Genomic DNA, 20,771 nt, shown 5'->3' on the forward strand with positions numbered 1-20,771 from the left:
GTTATTTGGATTTGGCAAAACTAAAAATTTAATTAAACCACGTCTATCTTGAAACCTGTAGTTCTTCTGTGATCAAAAGGATTTGCCCTCATCCCCCAACCCCGAATCCCAGATTTGGGATTCGGGGAGCCAGAATTTCAAAGTCCCTCTCCCAAATATGGGAGAGGGATTTAGGGTGAGGGCGAAAACTACGGTTCTTAACTTATGATGAGGTTTACATCTAATTAAACAACAAATCCATCTAGATCCTGTCTAGATGGATTTGTTGGTAGATGTGTTTACTAAAAAGCATCCAAACAGTGATGGAGAAACGACTATAAATAGTCGCCGCCCCACAAATAGCATTCGCTATTTTAAAGCTTGCTTATGCAGGAATCAAAACTGTGTCAATAACGTGGATGACACCGTTATCAGCAGCAACATCAGCTGTTGCAACTTTTGCATCATTTATCTTAACGCCATTAGAAGCATCAATTTTGACATCTGAACCTTCAACTGTTGTAGCTGTCTTCAGTTTAGCTACATCAGCAGCCAGTACTTTGCCTGAGACGACATGATAGGTCAAGATTTTCTTGAGCTTAGGAATATCTTTGAGTAATGCGTCTACTGTACCTGCTGGAAGCTTATTAAACGCTGCATCAGTGGGTGCAAAAACTGTGAATGGACCAGGACCTTTGAGTGTATCTACTAGACCAGCTGCTTCGATTGCTGCAACTAGTGTCTTGAAAGAACCATTATTAGTGGCAGTCTCAATTATGTTGGCCATGTGTTTTACCTAGTTCTGTGTAACCTGTTACAAATTTAAACTATTTGTTCGATAAAATCTATCTATCGTTAGGCGTATGTCAAATCAAATTTTCTATTGATAACATAAAAGTTTATATATATTTTTCTACAAATAAAGAATAATATCTGGATTATTTTGGGCGAATGAGTTATGAGCATTCCTCAATCCATAGTTTTTCTACACAAAGGTAGGGGCGATCGCTGTTCACTACTATCAACACAGCCCTGTTTTTACCAAAAAAGTTAGTTAAACAGATAATTAAAACTATTTTGTTGGTATATTTATGGTTTTAGATATTTAATAATATATGGTAATTTTATACTACAACGTTTGCAGTACAAGGAATCTAGCCTTTTTGCAGCATTTAGATGGACTGGCTTTTTGTCAGGATTCTTTAACCAAAAAGGTTGGTAATGAGCGTATTTAACTGATACTATTTCATCACTAAATACATTTCATTCGCTGTTTGTGTAGTTCTACTTGGAAATAATAAATGGTTGATCACACTAATGCTTTTAGCGATTGTGATTGACCGTTTATTTCCAGAATACTCAAACTCTCATTTTTCCATGTCCTCTGCCATCTCTGTGGTTGGTTTTTCAGTTGCCTGTACGTAAGTCAGGTCTGTCAACAATGAGGCTTTTAGGTAATATTTTCCTCGAACTATAACTTTTATGAACAGAAGAAGACTTAGTGTTTGGATTGCTACGGCAGTTACTAGCATGATGCTGGTAATTGGCTTACAGTTTGTCAATTTTTCACCAGCAAGTTCCGCAACCACACTTAACGTGTATGCGGCTGTCAGCTTAACAAATGCGCTGAATGCCATTAAGACTCAGTACCAAAATGCTAACCCAGGTGTCAACGTTGTTTATACATTTGGTGCTTCTGGTACCTTGCTCAAGCAAATCCAAGCAGGAGCACCAGCAGATATTTTCATTTCTGCTGCCAACGACCAAATAAATGTTTTGCAGAATTCAACTCCAAGTAAATTGGTTGCAGGTAGTCGTAAAAACGTCGTCAAAAACAGTTTAGTTTTGATTGTTCCTACGACATTTCCGATTAGTGTTGGTAGTGCAGGTCTCACTAGCTTCAATGGGTTGACCAACGCCAACATTACTGGCATTGCTATAGGTGACTATACAGGTACTCCTCCAGTTGTGCCAGCCGGAAATTATGCCAAACAAGTTCTGACTAAGCGAGGTATTTTCACTACTCTAAGTCCTAAATTATACCTTGCTAGCAATGTGCGTAACGTTTTAACTGCTGTTGAAAATAAAACTCTTGTAGTTGCAGGTGTAACTAAAACTATCAGCGCAGGTGCCGTTTACAAAACCGATGCTGCCATTTCTAAGAAGGTAAGAGTCGTAGACAGTGCGAAAGTAGCAGAGAGTGATACGATTATCTATCCACTGGGTATACTCACCAGAACTAAAGTTTTATCGACGGCACAGAGTTTTTCTAACTACTTAAGTGGTAGTACTGCCAAGAATATCTTCAAAAATAATTATGGCTTTGTCCTGCCTTAATGATTGAAAACTAAATCAATTAAGTACTCGTTGTCGTGAATTTTGAACTATTTGGAGTAATGTCTCGTGAAGTTCACTAAAAAACTCTCAATTATTGTTTGTAGTCTGAGCACTGCCTTGCTTCATACTGCTGTGATTACCAATACTTATAAGTCAGTAGCACAAGCGGAAGGAAAAGAGCTAATTTATAACGGGGGATTTGAAATCGACCCTCTGGCAGATCCTAATAATCCTAACGGTGTAAATCCTAATGTTACTGGATGGCTTAAATCTGGCGCTCCAGGTACTACAATTAGCAACTTTCCTCACAGTGGTAACCAAGGTTTATCCCTTGGTGCATTTTCAGGCATTAGCTACATATCACAGACTATCCCTACAGTTGTTGGTCAACACTACCAACTTACTTACTATTTTGCATCCATAGAGGAGCCACCTGACCTTGAGAATAAATTTCAGGTTTTTATAGGTGGAAAGAAGGTTTCTGTTAAAAAGGATACTCTTTTCCAACCTTATAGGCAATACACCTTAGATTTTAAAGCAAAAACAAGATCCACAGAGATAAAGTTTGGTTCCCTAGCAAAGTATGCGTTTTTATATTTGGATGATGTGAGTGTCAAAGCGACACCTTAACAATCAAGGAGAAAACAATGGGGATAAATAAACCACAGATGACAAGCTAACCTTATTGTCTTAGAAGCCCAAGCAATGTCTGGCTCCATAGTGTCGAGAATGCCACTGAAATTCATCTGATTAAAAAACTCCATTATGAGTTTATCAGAGAGGTTGCCTTAAGTGTATGAATCATTATCCATATCAATAGCTAACTCTCAGGAATCAGAATAAAATGCTCAGTTTAATTGACACTACTTAGAGCCAGCATGAATATAACTATCAACTTGTTTTAATTGTCGGAATTTTGAATTATTTGGAGTCAAGTTTTATGAAGTTAACTAAAAAACTCTCAATTATTGCTTTTAGTGTTACTACTACCTTAATTAGCACTACTGTGATTACCAATACTTATAATGCAGCCGCACAAGCGGCAGAACTTGTTAAAAATGGAAGCTTTGAACTTGATCCGCTCGTAGATCCTAATAATGCCAATGTTACAAATCCTAATATTACAGACTGGACTAAGTATGGTAATCCGATGGATATATCAGGGATAAGAATAAGCAATTTTCCTCAGCATGATAGTGGTAATCAGGGCTTATCACTTAGTGGATTTATAGACCTCAGCTACATATCACAGACGCTTTCTACACAACCTGGTCAGCAATACGAACTTAGTTACCATTTAGCATCTATAGATGAGGCACCTGATCTTGATAATCAATTTCAGGCATTTGTAGGTGGAAATAAGATTTTTGATCAAAAAGACATTTCTTTTCAACCATACACGGCATATAAGTTCAATTTCACGGCAGACGCATCATCCACAGAGTTAAAGTTTGGGAATTGGGATAAATATGGATTCTTATACTTGGATAATGTGAGTGTAAAACCTGTGCCTGAGCCATCAACTATTGGAGGAATAGCAGTTGCTGGGTTGTTGGGGATATGGCTGAAGAAAAAAAAGGCAATTAGTTAGTTAGAGAGAATAACCCTTTTTTGTCACCATCGGAAAACAATAGAGCGTAGACGCGCACCGGCTTGTTGTTAGACATCGCCATACAATTCTCAATGAAAAAGGTGCCAAGGCGTAGCCCATTGTAGACATCGCCTTACCCTTTTTATAGCTAAAGAAAGTTCAAATTTGATAATCCAATGCAGCTAAAATTCTGCCACAATGCTGATTTGCAGGTACAGCTTCTAGAATCTTTTTAGGTTGGGGTAAGTTGAGGTTTTTCATTAGTTCAATAAACTGATTGCGGCTGTGTCCAGCAAAACGAGGATTCCAGCACTTTTCTTCGCCAATGGTGGATACTGTCTGTCCTTGGTAGTCGTGACTGGGATATACCAAGGTGTCATCTGGTAATGTGAATAGCTTTTTAGTAACGGCATCATACAGTGATTCAGCGTCGCCGTTTTGGAAGTCGGTACGACCACAACCCCGAATAAACAGGGCATCTCCAGTTAATAGGTGAGTGTCGTTGACTAAGTATGCCATGTGGCTGTCAGTGTGACCAGGGGTAGCGATCGCTCGAATCTGCACGTTCCCTAATTCCAACATATTTCCATCGGCAATGTAGTGGTCTGCACAGGTGGCTGCGGCATTCTCAGGCAAAATCGCTAAACAACCCGTCAGTGACCTCAGTTTGTCTGTTCCAGTAATGTGGTCAGCATGAATGTGAGTTTCTATACAGTAGCGCAGGGTCAGCCCCAATTGTCGCAATATCTGAAGATCACGTTCGACTTGCTCTAATACAGGATCAACTAGGATAGCTGTTTTGGTTTCTGGGTCGGCAATTAGGTAAGTATAAGTACTAGATTCTTTATCGAATAGTTGACGAAATAACATACTAGGTTTCTTCAACCCAAAAGTAGTAGCATCGGATTTTGAATTGAGAGATTTCAGTAACTCCTGTGCCAAATTTGCCGCCTGAACGCGAATTTCTGGAACAGCAGTGGTTTCCCAAAGATTGCCTTTGCGCGGTGTCCCCAAGGTGTAGAGCATTTGAGATGTATTTCCATCTGCATCGATCAGCGCACCATTGGGGGCAGTGTCGATTCCCATTGACAATATGTTGGGACGGATCAGCCGTTGTTCTTGGATGCTAGCAACCAATGGATGCTGCAATTTGCGGTAATCACAATTTGCGCCGGTGCAGTTGATAATCCGCTTCACCTGCAAAAGGATATTTTTCTGCGTCCCGCGTTCGCAGATGCTCACATTCACTCCATTCTCTAACTCCTGACAACTTTGAATCCGACCTGCGTAATGGTTCAGTTGACCAGATTCCATTGCAGCATCCATTACTTCAGCAATTCCTTCAGCAATCCGATGACGGTGAACTTCCCAATATGCTTTGACATGGCGCAGAAATCGCTTCTGTTCCGGCAATGGCAGTGCTTGCCAAAGTTCTGGAATAATTGGGCGCATGGCATCGATTACCGCCCGCCAATCTTGAGCGTGTCCAAGGGCTTGGCGCAGTTCTTGACGTACCAGATGTAGCAGTCCTCGCGCCGTTTTTGGCGCAGTTTCTAGATTAATAAATTCCGGATAAGCAGCTGTTGATTTGTGCGTAAAGGGCATCAATCCGTGGCGCGAGACGGTATGAATTTTTCCCTGAAACCCTTGTTGATGTAGGGAAACAACCGCGTCTACCATTGTTAACCCAGTGCCCACCAGCAGAATAGCATCCTCTGGATTTAAGTCGGTAATTGCATCCGCAGACCAAGCATCTTTAACATAGCGGTTGTCTAAAACGGCGAGCGGTGCAGGCAGAATTGCCGGGAAATTACCCAACGCCAACACCGCTTTTTGCACATACAAACATTGACCACTGCTCAGGTAGACTATTGTGTTGTGGGGTTTTGTTTCAATGGCGATCGCTTCATCGATAATCTTCTCTAGCTGCACATTAGTCGGTGCATTTACCTGTGCTGCTTTTAAAGTCGCCTGCACATAGTCCCCATAAACCCGACGCGGAACGAAGGTAGATGGAGTTACCTGTTCATGCCCATTTTTGTGCAGCCAGTTGAGGAAGTGATTTGGTTGATCAGCATAAGCGCTCATCTTAGCCGCAGGCACATTCAGCAAGTGACAGTCCACTGGTGTCCCGTAAGCAACTCCTCTACCTACTTCCGAATTACGTTCAATCAACTTAATGGACAATGGCATAGTTGCGTTGCGTAAAAGATTAGCTGCAACCAGAGAACCGCTAAAGCCACCACCAATAATGGCGATCGCAACTGGAGAGGCGGTTAGGTTAAAAATGCTGTTGTTCATAAGACGTGTGAGTTGCATTTTCTGCTTTCTACTTATCAATTTACGGCCGATAAATTGAAATTTACGCTTATTGGAAGTTGTTAGGCGGAATGAATTAGTTCAAAAACCACATACGCCCATAAATAAGTGGGAATTGCAGTTGAGTATCTAATTTACCAAATCGAGAGAGTGGCGATCGTCATATTACACAAACTAAAATCTAGATGAGACAACGTTTTGGAACTATTTATCTCAAATCAATGTGTCTATTGCATCCAAAAACGATGTAAATACCGGGGTTTTTAATTAATATCAAAAAACCGTTCAAAAGTGAGAATTTTACCTTGACAATTGTCAACATTTTCTGACACTACTAGCGTTCAACTTTCAGGTAATGTTTGGCTTAATGTCTTAAGAGCGATCGCTCTTAGGGCATTGTCATATAGCGGTTCCAGGTGCATGAAGTAGATCACATCAAAACCTCACCTCTAACCACTCTCCTTACCAAGGAGAAGGGAGATAAAGCAAAGCTTTATCGGGGTGAGGTTAAGCTATACCTCATTCTTATTAGAAAAAGCAATATAGAGGTATTGAGAAATACAGTAGCCTAAAATCGATTGTGAGAAAATAATAAGCTTGTGAATGTGACTAAGTATTGGGTGCAAAATGTAGAGGCATTTGCTAACTGAATTTTACGAAGTCTATGGAAAACTTCGTGAAATCAAAAGCGTATTTACACACAAACTTATAAGGTAATTAAAATGACTTACGATTCCGAAGATGTTCAACAAATCCTTCAAATAGCACTCACTCGTAAACAGGAAAGTGAATTTTCACGAGAAGAGCTTTTAGAAATGGCATCTGAGTTAGGTATTTCTTCTAATATGTTGGAAAGAACTGAACAAAAGTGGTTAGCTCAACAAGAAGAGGAAGGTTCGCGGCGCACATTTAATACTTTCCGACGTAGAGCGTTTTGGGCACACTTTGTTTCCTTTTTAGCGGTGAATTTCTGCCTGATTCTGTTGAATTTAATCACTAGTCCTAGTTATTTTTGGGCTATCTTCCCAGTTTTCGGATGGGGGTTAGGACTATTTTTTCATTGGTGGAGTGTTTATCAGAGTAAAACAGAGGATTACGAGATAGCCCTTCAGAAATGGCGTGCAGAAATTTAAAAATGGAGACACCAACGCACAGCCATGCGCCCCGATGAGTTGGGAGTAATCTTGCACCTACAAACAAATGGCGAAATTTCCGTACTTGATACTCTGCTGACTCCAGTATCGGATAGGATTCTCCCAGTAGTTGGATGAATTTGTCTTCAATAGTCTGCAAATCGGCTTAGGGTATGGCTTTCCACTGCTCCAGCGTTGGCCAACGAATGAGCCGGATAAATTCTCTGTGGTCATTGGGGCTGTCAACCAGCGCTGTTATCCAAATTTGTGCGTCCTTCTGGATAAAATCTTCCCTTAAATTCGGGGCAACTTTAAACTTAAGGAGTTCTATAACCACGCCCTTTGAATCTTGTGCTTGCTAATTTGCCAAAATAGAGTTGTAGGCTAGAATAACTACGCTTTTAGCATAGCTTGATTGCCTACACTCAGGAGCAAGGGTCGGCTGGTTTGAAATAAGTAAGAGGAAGGAATGTATGGACAGCAACAACTGGTTGCAACAGTTAATGATGGTGGGTCTTGGCACAACGTCTTTAGTAGGAGAAAAACTGCGCCAAGTTAGTGATGATTTAGTTAAAGACGGTAAACTCAATCCTGAGCAAGCTAAGGCGGTAATAGATGATATTGCCCAGCAATTAAAGTCGGAACAGGGAAACTTCGATGTCCAAATGCAACGGCAAATGCGAAATATGATGCAGGATTTGGGGGTGGCTCGCCAGTCGGAAGTGGACGAACTGCGGGGCAGAATTGACCGTTTAGAGCGTCAACTCCGTGATTTAGAAAATAAGCTTTGGCGTTAGAATACCCTTTGTGATTTAAACTAATTGTGTCCTGTTGGTAATGTTTTTGCCAGGATACCTAAGTAAGGAGAACTGATTTTGAAACCTATTTTCCTCAGCGTGGCGTTCATGCTGGTATGTGTCGTGCTTTTGGTTGTGGGGCAAGTAAGCAGTAAACAAAATACTGCCATTGCTGCCCAGTTTACCCAAACGCCGCCAGCGCCCACAACTGTAACTGAAAATAATACTCTAATTGCGAGCAATACTATGTCTGATGCTAATGTCGTAACTACCCCCTCTGGATTAAAGTACGTCGAGGTAAAAGAGGGCACTGGGGCGACTCCTCAATCTGGACAAACGGTTGAAGTTCACTATGTCGGCACTCTAGAAGATGGAACTAAGTTTGATAGTTCACGCGATCGCGGCCAACCCTTCAGCTTTAAAATTGGCGTTGGACAGGTAATCAAAGGTTGGGACGAAGGACTTAGCACCATGAAAGTAGGCGGTCGTCGTCAGTTAATCATCCCCCCAGAGTTAGGTTATGGCTCTCGTGGTGCTGGTGGTGTGATTCCACCTAACGCCATTCTGCATTTTGATGTGGAATTGCTGGGAGTTAAATAGGGAATGGGGCATGGGAACTAGGGACAAGGGGAAATTATTAAAAGAAGTTTCTATTCTCTTTGTTCCCAATGCCCAATGTCCTATCAAATAAATTAGGTATTTCAGAGCGCAAATGGGACAGAAGTACAGCTAGAAAACATGAGATAAAGTATCTCTAACTTTGATCAGACTGCCGCGACTATACCAAAGACCTAAACCTCAGTTAATTATGGATATAAGACTATATCAAATAGAGAATGACTATTCGGCAAAAATACATCATTAATGAGTAAATCAGGCTCGTTCATTTCTCAAATAAAAATCTTGTGATGGTTTAATCTTTTAAATCATCAATATAAAATGGCTAAATTTTTAAATTTTGAAACTTTGTAAATTGGGGATTGAACAAAAGTTTCGCAGTACCTGTAGGTCCGTTGCGATGTTTAGCTATAATTACTTCAGCAATGCCGCGATCGGGAGTATCGGGAGAGTAATATTCATCGCGGTATAACATTATTACTAAATCGGCGTCTTGTTCAATACTTCCACTTTCACGTAAATCTGACAACATCGGACGCTTGTTAGTGCGTGCTTCTACCCCTCGACTCAACTGAGATAAAGCAATAACTGGTACAGATAATTCACGCGCTAAACCTTTGAGTTGACGTGTAATTTTTGATAATTCTTGTACGCGATTATCGCCTGCTCCTTCCATCAATTGCAAGTAATCTATTACGATCAAACCCAGTTCAGTGCCCAGTTCTGCTTGCAGTCGCCGCGCCTGACTACGAATTTGTGTAACTGTAATATTCGGCGTGTCATCAATATAAATCGGCATCTCCGAAAGGATACCAATAGCACGGCTTAAAGGTTCCCACTGTGTTTGGGACAGGCGTCCAGTTCGGAGATAACTACTTTCAATTTGCGCTTCGCTAGCTAATAATCTTTGCGTCAGTTGCTCTTTTGACATTTCCAAGCTGAAAATAGCAACTGGTAATTTATAAGAAGCGGCGATATTATGAGCAAGGTTCAAGCAAAATGCTGTTTTCCCCATTGATGGGCGGCCCGCGACAATAATCAAATCAGAACGCTGAAAGCCGCTAGTCATAGCATCTAAATCGTAAAATCCGCAGGGAATCCCAGGTAAGGCAATGCCTTGATTTCGATCCTCAATATCCTGAAAATTATTAATTAGAGTATCAGAAATGTGAACTAAACCCGATTGCGGACGCTCTTGAGTAACGGCGAATACTTTTTGTTCTGCCTGATCTAAAACAATTGGTAATTCGGTTTCTGTCTCGTAACCTAAATATACAATTTCATTACCAGCTTTTATTAAGCGCCGCCGCAGGTATTTGTCCATCACTAACCCTGCTAAGGCATCGATGTTCACGGCTGACACTGTGCGGTCTACCAGAGTTGCTAACTTATTTCTGCCACCGATGCGGGCAAGCTGATCATGGTCAGTCAGCCAACTTGTGACTGAGAGTAAGTCTGTGGCTTTACCTTGTGCGTGGAGCCTCACAGCTGCTTGATAAATATCTTTGTGAGCGCTAATGTAAAAAGCTTCTGGAAGGAGGCGATCGCTAACTCGACTAATCGCTTCTGGATCTAGTAAAATACCCCCCAAAATCGCTTCTTCCGCCTCAATATTTTGTGGTGGGAGGCGGTCGCTACCATCGCCTTTAAAACTCAGTTCTTCAGCCATAAACAATTTTAGTTTTGAGATGAAAGCTAGTTAGGAGTTAGGAGTACAGACGCGATTAATCGCGTCTGTAAAGCAGGAATTAGGAGTTAGGAGTTATTATTCACCTTTGCTTCCCTTGCTTCCCTTGCTCCCTTATCCCCCTCATCCCCCTCATCTTTGCGTCCCCCTCCTGAGTTAGCTAGCGACTACTTGAATATTGACTTGCGCTGCTACTTCCGAATGCAGCTTGATTTCGGCTTGATAAGTACCAAGGTGGTTAATATCGGGGATGGTAATGCCACGCCGATCCACTTCTTGACCGGTGGCTGCTTTAATTGCATCTACAACATCTTGGGTGGTGATAGTACCGAAAATTGCTTCGTTTTCACCAAGTGGCTTGGCAATTGTCAAGCTGCCAACTTTTTCTAAAGATTCTTTTTGCTCAAGAGCTTGTTGTCTGAGTTCTAATTGCCGTTGACGCTCTTGCTCACGACGGCGTTCTACTTGCTTGAGAATACCAGGAGTGGCATTGGTTGCTAATTTCTGGGGAATCAGATAATTACGAGCGTAGCCAGGAGCTACTTCCACTAAGTCGCCAGATTTTCCCAGCTTACTGATATCCTGATTTAAAACTAACTGCACACGTTTCACCATCGGTTTTTGTTTGTCCTGTAAAATCTGATTAATTTGGGTTTGGGTAAGATAGCTCACAATGTCAGTGCTGTATTCCAAGCTTCTTGGCCTAAATACCCTAAAGCTTACAGATCCTAGCGAAAGGAAGGGTGCGATCGCAACTATTAGCGCTAGAAAATTGAAGGAATGCCGGGAGTAGGGAGTAGGGGAGATGAGGGAGATGGACTTTTCTCCAAAGCCCAATGCCCAATGCCCAATGCCCAATGCCCAATGCCCAATGCCCCATGCCTAAAAGTTATTTCTCATTTCGCGTATCCGCGCAAAGGTTTGCACTCCATCGCTAGTCTTAACAGTTAATTGTAATGATGGCTGATCCCAACGTAAAAAGGGATTGGTTCGCTTCTCCACTCCCAGCAGCGAGGGTATGGTAGCTTCTCCTCGACTACGGTAAGCCTTCACTTCATTGAAGCGCCTTTGTAAGTCGGTATTGTTGCCATCCACAGTTAGGGCAAATTGCAGATTTTTTAAGGTATATTCGTGGGCGCACCAAATGCGTGTATCATCGGGTAGCGATCGCAATTTGCTTAAAGAATCCACCATCTGGGTCGGTGTTCCTTCAAACAAGCGACCGCAACCGCCAGAAAATAAAGTATCGCCGCAAAATAAATCGCCTGTCTCACCAGCTTTTTCGGGGGGGAAGTAATAAACGATGTGAGCGCGGGTATGTCCGGGAACGAAGATAATTTCAGCTATGCGGTCTGCAAACTGGACGCGATCGCCTTCTTGCAAAAACACTTGCTGTCCCGGAATTCTACCACGATCCTCGGTTCCCCCGTAAACTATCACTTGCGGGAATTTTTCTATTAACTGCTTATTACCACCCACATGATCGTTATGATGGTGGGTGTTGAAAATTGCTACCAACTCAGCTTTTAATTCTGCCAGTTTCTTTAATACTGGTTGAGACTCTGCTGGATCGACAACAGCAGCGATACCTTGTTGTGCATCGTACAGTAAAAATATATAGTTGTCTGAGAGTGCCTCAAGACGGATTACCTGCATTACCTTTGCCTCTCTTATGAGTAGATATTTAGTATCAAAAAATATCATTTATATGTAAAATTCCGGTAGACGAACTAGCCAATATGGCGTTAGCTTTATTTAGGCTTTTATTGAAACTTGATATCTAGGGTTAACTAAAAATATACCCTTTCCGATAATTGATCACAAATTAAAGGCTGATTCATCGTTGACCTGAAAAACTTCAAAAGTAAGAGATCGCCTATATTAAAACCATTTCCTAGTCTATAAAACCTTATTTATCGAATAATAACACTGAGAAAGTTTTGTCAATAAAAATCAACTAAGATTTTTAGCGCCGCATATCCCACATCTGATCAAAATTTCATCCAGCATTATATTAACGTCACAAACCCTCTATGTACAAAGAATTTCAGCAACAGGTAATTTCAGCAATCCGAGACGCTGTGAACAACGTCCGATATCCCAAGCGCATCCTTGTTGTGCGGCAGTCAGATCACCAGTCTACATACAATAACTACTTTCTTTATTGGGTCAGTCAAAATGTACCGGAGGCAGCACATCTGTTTGAACTCCATTATCTCCCTTGTGAGATCAATGACTGGGATCGCTATGCACTATTTATACCTTGGCTACAAGATCCTCTTAAAGAAAGATTTCCGCATATTTATCAATATGCCCAGCCAATAGAAGCAGAATGTAAAAAACGCAAGATTCCCATTGTTAATCCCATTGATAACCTCTCAAATTCAATTAAATCACTGGCAGCACAGCGAATTGGTAGCGTAGAGGGCATTCGCACCGCCAAAACAGTACCGATTACTGATTTAGAAGCTTTCAAAAAGACACAAGGAGGATTGTCAACTCCCTTCTTTATCCGTGAAGACTGGGTGCATGGTTGCCAAATCTTTTTTGTCCAAAATCTTGATGACTTGGAAAACATCCCTTTTGAAAAGATGCTTGCCCCCATAGCAGTAGAATTTCTGGATGTTAGGGAAGAAGATGGTCTGTATCGTAAGTATCGCTACTTTGCTATGGGAGATGAAGGTATCCCTGGCCCTTTAATGGTTTCCAAATCTTGGGAAGTACGCGACAACGATAATCGCGTAATTAATGAGTCAATAATAGCAGAGGAGATTGCTTATTTGAGTGGAGAAGACCCCAATCATCATCTTTTGCAGCAGGCACGCAAAGCATTAGGTTTTGATTTTATGGCTTTTGATTACAGCTATGACGAACAGAAAAATCTGATTGTCTGGGAACCAAATCCTTTCCCAGTAATCTGGGATTCACATGACGATCAACCTGAAAGGAAGTATGCATTGCCATCAATAGACCGCATTTATACAGCACTCCTCAAATATTACTTGCAGCGTGCTAACATCTCAATCAAAATACCAACTTACTTGATGCGTAAGTCCTAACCATAATTGATCACAAATTAAAGGCTGATTCATCGTTGACCTGAAAAACTTCAAAAGTAAGAGATAGCCTATATTAAAACCATTTCCTACTCTATAAAACCTTAATTACTGAGTAATAACACTGAGCAACTTTTGTCAACAAAAATCAACTAAGATTTTTAGCGCCCAATATCCCACATCTGATCAAAATTTCATCCAGGACTATATTAACGTCACAAACTTTCTATGTACAAAGAATTTCGGCAACAGGTAATTTCAGCAATTCGGCACGCTGTGAATAACGTCCGATATCCCAAGCGCATCCTTGTTGTGCGACAGGCAGATCACCAGTCTACATACAATAACTACTTTCTTTATTGGGTCAGTCAAAATGTACCGGAGGCAGCACATCTGTTTGAACTCCATTATCTCCCTTGTGAGATCAATGACTGGGATCGCTATGCACTATTTATACCTTGGCTACAAGATCCTCTTAAAGAAAGATTTCCGCATATTTATCAATATGCCCAGCCAATAGAAGCAGAATGTAAAAAACGCAAGATTCCCATTGTTAATCCCATTGATAACCTCTCAAATTCAATTAAATCACTGGCAGCACAGCGAATTGGTAGCGTAGAGGGCATTCGCACCGCCAAAACAGTACCGATTACTGATTTAGAAGCTTTCAAAAAGACACAAGGAGGATTGTCAACTCCCTTCTTTATCCGTGAAGACTGGGTGCATGGTTGCCAAATCTTTTTTGTCCAAAATCTCGATGACTTGGAAAACATCCCTTTTGAAAAGATGCTTGCCCCCATTGCAGTAGAATTTTTGGATGTTAGGGGAGAAGATGGTCTGTATCGTAAATATCGCTACTTCGCTATGGGAGATGAAGGTATCCCTGGCCATTTAATGGTTTCCAAATCTTGGGAAGTACGCAACAACGATAATCGCGTAATTAATGAGTCAATAATAGCAGAAGAGATTGCTTATTTCAGTGGAAAAGACCCCAATCATCATCTTTTGCAGCAGGCACGCAAAGCATTAGGTTTTGATTTTATGGCTTTTGATTACAGCTATGACGAACAGAGAAACCTCATTGTCTGGGAACCAAATCCTTTCCCAGTAATCTGGGATTTACATGACGGTGAACCTGAGAAAAAGTATGCATTGCCATCAAAAGACTACATCTATACAGCACTCCTGAAATATTACTTGCAGCGTGCTAACATCTCAATCAAAATACCAACTTAGTTGATTTGCCAATCCTTAATTTTCTCCGGCGTGAATTTTGAACTATACCTTTTCAACAAGAAGAGTGTTTAATCAATGACTCCACTTGTTTCAATCGTTGTTACCTGTTTTAATCAAGCTAGCTACCTAGAACTCTCAGTTAAAAGCGTACTATCACAAACATTTACTGACATTGAATGTATTATGGTAGATGATGGCTCTACTGATAATACACAAGAAGTTGCTCAACAATTGATCAGTCAAGATTCAAGAGTCAGCTACTTCTATAAAGAAAATGGCGGAGTATCATCAAGCCGGAATTTTGGCTTTAAAAAGGCACAAGGTAAGTGGATTCAGTTTCTAGATGGAGATGATTGGATTCACAAAGATAAAATTAAATTTCAATTAGATCATTTAAGTGCCTTGGATGTTCAAGAAAATACTGTTTTTTATACAGATTATGAACGGGTATTTATAGACAAAGAACAGCAAATTATCAACAGAGAGGAAAATATAGTTGGTTCTTTATCACCAGAGCAATTAATTGAGCGATTACTCATCCCTGATTTTCTAGCTGATTCTCCCTTTCCCTTACTTCAGCAATGTCTATTGATGAGTAGAGATGTGCAGGAAAAAAAAATATTTGATGAGCGCCTAAAAGCTCTGCAAGATAGAGATTTTACAATAGACCTTTTAATTGCCAATGTTAATTTTGTCTATACACCAATGATCGGAGCATATTATACAAAACATCAGTCTAATAGAACTAATAACTGGTCTTATATGAAAGCTTATTACATTTTGTTATATGAAACAGTGTGCAGTAAGCATCATAATTTAATCCCTTTATGCCAAGTAGGTATAGATTTTTTGCTTAAAGAAGCAATTAGAGAAAAAGAGCAAGATAATTTTGCTCGGTTAATTAAAATGTTTTCCCCTCCTTTGTACTTATTAAATAAAAAACTCAAGATTAATCATAGTTATTTACTCAAACTCCTTTATCAAACTCGGCTAATTCTTCCCAACTTTGTACTTTATGAAAAATATCGAGGGCCGCGATCGCAAAAAATTATCTCGATTTTTTCCCAGTTCATCAACTTGTTCAAAAGATCAAAAAGCAGTTATGCAAATAGTGATTAAAACAACTAATATATGAAAGGAAAAGTTTCGTTAGTTGTGAGTGACTTGTCTGGTGGAGGCTCAGTTAGAGCGTTTTTACTAGCTCAAGTTCTAAAAAAAATCGACTATCAAGTTGAGATTGTCGGATTTTTATTTGGTCAGGAGTTATATGCTATTCCCCCTAGAGAAATACCAGTAGTTGCTATTGATGGTAAAAACTATCCTGAGTTTTTTAGTTCAGCTAAAAAACTTTGGCAAAAACTAGATGGTGACATAATTTATGCAGTCAAACCTAAACCGACAAGTTTTGGTGTGTCTCTACTACATAAATTAGCTAGTCGTCGTCCTTTGCTTTTAGATATGGATGACTGGGAACTTAGCTGGCATGGAGGTTTTGAATGGAAGTATCGCCCTAGTCTTAAGCAATTTGCCAGGGACATTTTTAAGAAAAATGGTGCATTGAGATTTCCTGATCATCCACTTTATCTCCAGTGGATGGAAAGTTTAGTATCTCGTGCCGATGGGATTACGATTGATACTCAGTTTCTTCAAGATCGCTTTGGGGGTGTTTATTTGCCTAATGGCAAAGATACTGCCATGTTTGACCCGGAAAAATATAACCCAGAGGTCAGCAGAGAGCGTTATGGTTTGACAAACTATCGAGTTCTGATGTTTCCTGGTGCGCCAAGACCTCACAAGGGAGTTGAAGATGTCTTAATAGCGTTGGATCAGTTGAATCAGCAAGATTTAAAATTAGTAATTGTCGGAGGCAGTCCTTATGATGATTATGATCAGCAGCTGATTCAAAAATGGGGACGCTGGATTATCAAGTTGCCAAAATGTCCTGTAGAGGTTATGCCTGATGTTGTAGCAGCTGCTCACGTTGTAGTTGTTCCCCAGCGAGATAGCATAATTGCTCGTGCCCAATTTCCTCTAAAGTTAACAGATGGGATGGCAATGGCTAAACCTGTGTTATCCACACGAGTGGGAGACATTCCCGAAATTTTAGCCGAAACTGGTTATTTAGTTGAACCTAGTTGTCCCCAACAAATTGCTGCACAAATTCAACTGATATTTGCGGATGTAGAACAAGCAAAAGAGCGAGGTAGAAAGGCTAGAGAAAGATGTTTAGAAAAGTACAGCTTAGAAACTATGGCATCTACCTTATCTGAGTTAATTTCCCGCTTGTGAGGATGTTGCATAGTTATAAATCTCTGATTAATCTAGATTTAACTCAATTGAAAATATCGTAACAGGCATAGTATATCTATTATCAATCATGTAAAAATCGCTCTGGATTGATAGAAGTTGGATCTATAACATTTTTTATTCCTGCTATCAAATTATAAATTTATAATCTAAATCGCCAATGTCTAACAACAAACTACTAGTAAAATTTGCTAAACCTTATCCAGCTAGGATATTCTTTACAATCTTGTTCGGATTTTCTAGCGCTTTATTTAACGGTGTGGGTACGACACTGATTGTGCCAGTAATTCTTCAAATAGTTGGTCAACCTGTAGATTTAACAGGCGCTCCGCCAATTATTAAAGCTATTGTCTCTCCCTTTGATCAGATTCCGCAAAGTTATCGCCTAGCCGTGATGGCTGGCTCAATTATATTTACAATTATTTTAAAAAATTTAGCTGGCTATGTGGGTACTTTGGTGTCGAGTTCTTTAACACGGACGTTGACATCAGATATGCGAGAAGCCGGCTTGAAGTTATTACTAGATATTGACATAGATTATTACAGCAAAATGAAAGTTGGTGATCTAATCAACAGCCTTGGGGGAGAAGTTAGTCGTGCTGCTAGTGCTATAGGCGGTGTGATCAAGTTAATCATCCTGGCAATTACGATTTTAGTTTTTGTGGCTTTGTTGCTGTCAATTTCCTGGCAATTGACCATTGCCACTACAATGTTGCTAACTCTGGTGACGTTCGTAAATCAGTATGCAATTTACCGCTCAAGAGATTTTGGTGCCCAACTTTCGGAGATGTCTAAAGCCTATTCCATTTCTGTGTTAGAAATGCTAAATGGAATTCGCCTAGTAAAGGCAACTGGAAATGAAGACAGAGAATATAAACGGATTCAAAAGCTAATTCGTGATCGAGAAAAAGCAGATTTTCAGTCTCAGGTAAATTCTGAGGCTATTACACCAGTTAGCGAGGTGACGGGCATTATCGCCTTAATAATGATTGTCTTTTTGGGTCGCACCTTATTTGCCGACGAGCTTAGTTCCGTCTCAGCCGTTTTGATTACATATTTATTGTTGCTATTACGACTGCTACCGTTTATTTCTCAATTAAATACTCTTCGGAGTAGCTTTGCTAATACTGCTTCTAGTGTGGATATTGTCGCTGATTTTTTACGACAAGATAATAAGCCGTTCATGAGTAGCGGGGTAATTCCTTATGAGAAATTAAAAGAGGGAGTGCATTTTAAGCATCTCTGTTTTTCCTATCCTAATCATCAAAATATAGTACTTCAAGACGTAGATTTATATTTACCACGCGGTACTACTCTGGCTTTGGTGGGTAGTTCTGGTGCTGGTAAATCAACAATGGCAGACCTCTTACCGAGATTTTATGACCCCACATCTGGCTGTATTACCCTAGACGGAATAGATTTGCGAGATTTCGATTTGAAATCGGTGCGAAAGGCGATGGGAATTGTCAGTCAAGATACGTTTCTCTTTAATGATTCGGTGGGAAAGAATATTGCTTATGGACGACCGGAGGCTAGTGATGATCAAATTCTCGCAGCCGCAAAGCGAGCAAACGCCTATGAGTTTATTAGCAAATTACCCCAAGGATTTGATACGGAGATTGGCGATCGCGGCGTGATGCTATCTGGTGGACAAAGACAAAGATTAGCGATCGCTCGCGCCCTGCTGCAAAATCCCGAAATTCTGATTTTAGATGAAGCCACCAGCGCTTTAGATACCGTTTCCGAACGCTTAGTACAAGCTGCACTCGATGATTTGAGCCGCGATCGCACCACCCTAGTAATCGCTCACCGCCTTTCCACAGTCCAAAAAGCCGATCAAATCGCCGTCTTAGACCAAGGAAGTGTAGTAGAAATTGGCACCCATAAAGAACTTTTACAAAAAGGTAGTTACTATTCACGCCTCTACTCAATGCAATTTACTGATCAGCCGGAAATTTCCACCAGAACTAATTCCAGCTTTAACCAAATTTCTCATGAACTGCGGACAAGGCTTAACTCCATGATTGGTTTCCTCGGACTATTAGTTGATAATCTAGTAGAGAATTCCGAAGAGCGGCAGGAATTAATTGAGGAATCATACAATTCAGCCTTAAGAGTTCTCAACGCCATTGATGTCTTCGACGATGTAGTTAACCTGAAAATTAACCAGCACTTATCGTCAGATATAGACCAAAATCCAAATGGAAATAACCAGTATCAAAACTTTAGTTATATATCATCTGAGTTTCACACACGTCTCTATCCCCTCCTTAGCTCTCTGCACTTGCTAGTCGATAAATTAGAATCCGAACCCCAAAAAGAAAATCGATTAATTACAGAATCTTATCACTCTGCTATTTACCTACTAAATACATTAAAGCTTTTTGAGAATAAAGTTTAATTTTAGTTAATCCAATTAACAAAAGTATTTTTACCACAATCTTGAAAAACCTATCATCCAAAACAATGATAAATTCTTCAAAAAAAAATCAATATATTTTTTACACTGGAGAGCTATCACTACAACCAGACACAGCGCACGAAATTCATGATGTTCTTTGTGCCAACGCCGCAGCTAACTTAGGCTACTCCTCAGTTTTAATCTATCCAGATAAAAAAAAATCTTCTCTTAATCTACTATCGTTAATTTATCCTTATCAACCCAAAAGACCCGGCAGAGAATTTATAGAATTTTACGATGTTCAAGAAAAGCTCAAAATTGCTGCATTGCCAATGCCTTGGCCTATTGATAAAATAGGTGGTAAATTTACTAACTCCAGTACAGTAGTAACCAAATATTATTTACCGGTTCATATCCTGCCTAATGCTAAATTTGTCCATACACGGGATTGGAACTTTGTCAAGGCGGCAGTCAAAAATAAAATTCCTACTATCTATGAACGTCACTACTTTCAAGACCACAAATTTGAGCCGGAAATTATCCACAGTCCTTATTTTAAAATAGCCATAACTCAGTCTGAACCTATCCGGCAAAGCTTAATAGAATATGGAATGCCACCGGAAAAAGTCGTTTGGCTACATAACGGATTCAATCAATCATTTTCAGTCAGACAACCCCAAGAAGCCGAAACATGGCGTCAAGAATTGCTCATAAATGGACGTAAGCATTTAGTTGTCTATTCCGGGGCTTTGTATCCTTTCAAAGGTGTTAATCTCTTAATTGATTCTGCTAAAGAATTGCCAGAAATTCAGTTTGTGATCACAGGAGGTACAGAAGCACAGGTGCAAGCATATCAACAACTAGCCAGAGAGAAAAATGTAGAAAACATTAAATTCTTAGGCTGGATACTTCCACGAGAACGATTAGTCAGCTTGTTTCAAGCAGCTGATATTTTGGTTCATCCTCACTGCGCTGGAAAATCAGCAGATTTCACGAATCCAGTTAAGTTTTTTCAATACATGGCTGCCGGCACTCCCATAGTTGCAACTGAGATTCCACCTTTAATGGAATTCAAGACATCACCTTTAATTGCCAGTTGGTGTACACCAGATAACCCGCATAAACTTGCCCAATCTATTCAACATACTTTAGAAGCCTATCCCAGAAAAATAGAGGGTTATGCAGCTAGTATAGATTTTGCCCAGCAATTTTCTTGGGAGAATAGAATTACTAAAATATTAAGCTACATAGAAGAAGAACAGCGTCTACCAATTCTGGGGTAACGATACAAAAATTAACTGAAAACTAAC

The 20,771-nt window shown here is 40.2% G+C and carries 17 protein-coding genes; 12 read left to right on the top strand and 5 right to left on the bottom strand.

Annotation, left to right across the window (positions count from 1 at the left end; all coding sequences use genetic code 11):
* Positions 1-364: 364 nt before the first annotated feature.
* Positions 365-766 (bottom strand): fasciclin domain-containing protein, encoded by a 402-nt coding sequence (locus V7K15_RS08800; RefSeq protein WP_334904881.1) that lies wholly within the window; start codon positions 764-766, stop codon positions 365-367.
* Positions 767-1,461: 695 nt separating this feature from the next.
* Between V7K15_RS08800 and modA the strand changes: the two genes are divergently transcribed.
* The 3 genes from modA (at position 1,462) to V7K15_RS08815 (ending at position 3,907) form a co-directional block, all read left to right on the top strand.
* Complete coding sequence (modA, locus tag V7K15_RS08805) at positions 1,462-2,316, top strand: molybdate ABC transporter substrate-binding protein (protein WP_334904883.1); 855 nt, start codon at positions 1,462-1,464, stop codon at positions 2,314-2,316.
* A 66-nt stretch (positions 2,317-2,382) separates the two neighbouring features.
* The gene (locus V7K15_RS08810) at positions 2,383-2,946 is read left to right on the top strand and encodes a DUF642 domain-containing protein (RefSeq protein WP_334904885.1); all 564 of its coding nucleotides are present in this window, start codon (positions 2,383-2,385) and stop codon (positions 2,944-2,946) included.
* Positions 2,947-3,256: 310 nt separating this feature from the next.
* Entirely contained in the window at positions 3,257-3,907 is a 651-nt protein-coding gene (locus V7K15_RS08815; RefSeq protein WP_334904887.1) for a PEP-CTERM sorting domain-containing protein, read from the top strand.
* 159 nt (positions 3,908-4,066) lie between these two features.
* Here V7K15_RS08815 and V7K15_RS08820 read toward each other — a convergent pair whose 3' ends face one another.
* Positions 4,067-6,226, bottom strand: a complete 2,160-nt coding sequence (locus V7K15_RS08820; RefSeq protein ID WP_334904889.1) for an FAD/NAD(P)-binding protein — start codon at positions 6,224-6,226, stop codon at positions 4,067-4,069.
* A gap of 722 nt (positions 6,227-6,948) precedes the next feature.
* Between V7K15_RS08820 and V7K15_RS08825 the strand changes: the two genes are divergently transcribed.
* From V7K15_RS08825 to V7K15_RS08840, 3 genes are all read left to right on the top strand, one after another.
* A complete protein-coding gene (locus V7K15_RS08825; protein ID WP_334904891.1) occupies positions 6,949-7,359 on the top strand; it encodes a 2TM domain-containing protein in 411 nt (136 codons plus the stop codon).
* A 473-nt stretch (positions 7,360-7,832) separates the two neighbouring features.
* Positions 7,833-8,156 (top strand): phasin family protein, encoded by a 324-nt coding sequence (locus V7K15_RS08835; RefSeq protein WP_100901084.1) that lies wholly within the window; start codon positions 7,833-7,835, stop codon positions 8,154-8,156.
* A gap of 78 nt (positions 8,157-8,234) precedes the next feature.
* Entirely contained in the window at positions 8,235-8,756 is a 522-nt protein-coding gene (locus tag V7K15_RS08840; RefSeq protein WP_334904892.1) for an FKBP-type peptidyl-prolyl cis-trans isomerase, read from the top strand.
* Positions 8,757-9,099: 343 nt separating this feature from the next.
* Here V7K15_RS08840 and dnaB read toward each other — a convergent pair whose 3' ends face one another.
* From dnaB to gloB, 3 genes are all read right to left on the bottom strand, one after another.
* The gene (gene dnaB, locus V7K15_RS08845; protein ID WP_334904894.1) at positions 9,100-10,443 is read right to left on the bottom strand and encodes a replicative DNA helicase; all 1,344 of its coding nucleotides are present in this window, start codon (positions 10,441-10,443) and stop codon (positions 9,100-9,102) included.
* Positions 10,444-10,617: 174 nt separating this feature from the next.
* Complete coding sequence (rplI, locus tag V7K15_RS08850) at positions 10,618-11,076, bottom strand: 50S ribosomal protein L9 (RefSeq protein WP_334905057.1); 459 nt, start codon at positions 11,074-11,076, stop codon at positions 10,618-10,620.
* A 267-nt stretch (positions 11,077-11,343) separates the two neighbouring features.
* A complete protein-coding gene (gloB, locus tag V7K15_RS08855) occupies positions 11,344-12,117 on the bottom strand; it encodes a hydroxyacylglutathione hydrolase (protein ID WP_334904896.1) in 774 nt (257 codons plus the stop codon).
* Positions 12,118-12,494: 377 nt separating this feature from the next.
* On the opposite strand from gloB, the gene V7K15_RS08860 reads away from it, so the two are divergent.
* The 6 genes from V7K15_RS08860 (at position 12,495) to V7K15_RS08885 (ending at position 20,744) form a co-directional block, all read left to right on the top strand.
* Complete coding sequence (locus V7K15_RS08860) at positions 12,495-13,520, top strand: hypothetical protein (protein ID WP_334904898.1); 1,026 nt, start codon at positions 12,495-12,497, stop codon at positions 13,518-13,520.
* 225 nt (positions 13,521-13,745) lie between these two features.
* The gene (locus V7K15_RS08865) at positions 13,746-14,753 is read left to right on the top strand and encodes a hypothetical protein (protein ID WP_334904900.1); all 1,008 of its coding nucleotides are present in this window, start codon (positions 13,746-13,748) and stop codon (positions 14,751-14,753) included.
* A 75-nt stretch (positions 14,754-14,828) separates the two neighbouring features.
* Positions 14,829-15,872, top strand: coding sequence for a glycosyltransferase family 2 protein (locus tag V7K15_RS08870; protein ID WP_334904901.1), 1,044 nt, complete (start codon positions 14,829-14,831; stop codon positions 15,870-15,872).
* Positions 15,873-15,884: 12 nt separating this feature from the next.
* On the top strand, positions 15,885-17,042 hold the full coding sequence (locus tag V7K15_RS08875; protein ID WP_334904902.1) for a glycosyltransferase family 4 protein: 1,158 nt from the start codon (positions 15,885-15,887) through the stop codon (positions 17,040-17,042).
* Between the two features lie 178 nt (positions 17,043-17,220).
* Positions 17,221-19,461: an ATP-binding cassette domain-containing protein gene (locus tag V7K15_RS08880; RefSeq protein ID WP_334904904.1), complete on the top strand. Its 2,241-nt coding sequence runs from the start codon at positions 17,221-17,223 to the stop codon at positions 19,459-19,461.
* A 65-nt stretch (positions 19,462-19,526) separates the two neighbouring features.
* Positions 19,527-20,744 carry a glycosyltransferase family 4 protein gene (locus V7K15_RS08885; RefSeq protein ID WP_334904906.1) on the top strand — a complete coding sequence of 406 codons (1,218 nt, stop codon included), beginning with the start codon at positions 19,527-19,529 and terminating at the stop codon, positions 20,742-20,744.
* Positions 20,745-20,771 lie beyond the last annotated feature (27 nt).

It is taken from the genome of Nostoc sp., from assembly GCF_036919815.1.
Taxonomy (GTDB): domain Bacteria; phylum Cyanobacteriota; class Cyanobacteriia; order Cyanobacteriales; family Nostocaceae; genus Nostoc.

Bases quoted from the DNA above. Each gene is read 5' to 3' on its own strand.
- V7K15_RS08800 (WP_334904881.1), bottom strand. From the start codon at position 766: ATGGCCAACATAATTGAGACTGCCACTAATAATGGTTCTTTCAAGACA.
- modA (WP_334904883.1), top strand. From the start codon at position 1,462: ATGAACAGAAGAAGACTTAGTGTTTGGATTGCTACGGCAGTTACTAGC.
- V7K15_RS08815 (WP_334904887.1), top strand. From the start codon at position 3,257: ATGAAGTTAACTAAAAAACTCTCAATTATTGCTTTTAGTGTTACTACT.
- V7K15_RS08820 (WP_334904889.1), bottom strand. From the start codon at position 6,226: ATGCAACTCACACGTCTTATGAACAACAGCATTTTTAACCTAACCGCC.
- V7K15_RS08825 (WP_334904891.1), top strand. From the start codon at position 6,949: ATGACTTACGATTCCGAAGATGTTCAACAAATCCTTCAAATAGCACTC.
- V7K15_RS08835 (WP_100901084.1), top strand. From the start codon at position 7,833: ATGGACAGCAACAACTGGTTGCAACAGTTAATGATGGTGGGTCTTGGC.
- dnaB (WP_334904894.1), bottom strand. From the start codon at position 10,443: ATGGCTGAAGAACTGAGTTTTAAAGGCGATGGTAGCGACCGCCTCCCA.
- rplI (WP_334905057.1), bottom strand. From the start codon at position 11,076: ATGGTGAAACGTGTGCAGTTAGTTTTAAATCAGGATATCAGTAAGCTG.
- gloB (WP_334904896.1), bottom strand. From the start codon at position 12,117: ATGCAGGTAATCCGTCTTGAGGCACTCTCAGACAACTATATATTTTTA.
- V7K15_RS08860 (WP_334904898.1), top strand. From the start codon at position 12,495: ATGTACAAAGAATTTCAGCAACAGGTAATTTCAGCAATCCGAGACGCT.
- V7K15_RS08865 (WP_334904900.1), top strand. From the start codon at position 13,746: ATGTACAAAGAATTTCGGCAACAGGTAATTTCAGCAATTCGGCACGCT.
- V7K15_RS08870 (WP_334904901.1), top strand. From the start codon at position 14,829: ATGACTCCACTTGTTTCAATCGTTGTTACCTGTTTTAATCAAGCTAGC.
- V7K15_RS08875 (WP_334904902.1), top strand. From the start codon at position 15,885: ATGAAAGGAAAAGTTTCGTTAGTTGTGAGTGACTTGTCTGGTGGAGGC.
- V7K15_RS08880 (WP_334904904.1), top strand. From the start codon at position 17,221: ATGTCTAACAACAAACTACTAGTAAAATTTGCTAAACCTTATCCAGCT.
- V7K15_RS08885 (WP_334904906.1), top strand. From the start codon at position 19,527: ATGATAAATTCTTCAAAAAAAAATCAATATATTTTTTACACTGGAGAG.